Consider the following 406-nt stretch of genomic DNA (forward strand, 5'->3'; position numbering starts at 1 on the left):
CGGCTTCAAGCCGTCGGAACTCAACAGCCAGGGCGCACGGGCGATCGTCGCCCATCCGTTCAACCCGGTCTATCTGCTGCCGCTGGTCGAGCTGGTCGGCGATGCGGCTGAAACCGGGAAGGCCTCGCAGATCCTGCGCGACATCGGCATGTTCCCGCTGACCCTGCGCAAGGAGATCGATGCGCATATTGCCGACCGTCTGCTGGAGGCCGTCTGGCGGGAGAGCCTGTGGCTGGTCAAGGACGGTGTTGCCACGACGGAAGAGATCGACGAGGCGATCCGCATGGCCTTCGGTATCCGGTGGGCGCAGATGGGCCTGTTCGAGACCTACCGGATCGCGGGCGGTGAAGCGGGCATGAAGCACTTCATGGCCCAGTTCGGCCCGGCCCTGGAATGGCCCTGGACC

General features: G+C 65.8%; 1 protein-coding gene. It reads left to right on the forward strand.

Annotated features, from left to right (window positions below):
• The coding region (locus tag ABLQ08_RS32745) for a 3-hydroxyacyl-CoA dehydrogenase family protein (RefSeq protein WP_352950919.1) at positions 1-406 on the forward strand (406 nt) is incomplete at both ends.

The organism is Roseibium sp. SCP14, from assembly GCF_040329475.1.
GTDB lineage: Bacteria > Pseudomonadota > Alphaproteobacteria > Rhizobiales > Stappiaceae > Roseibium.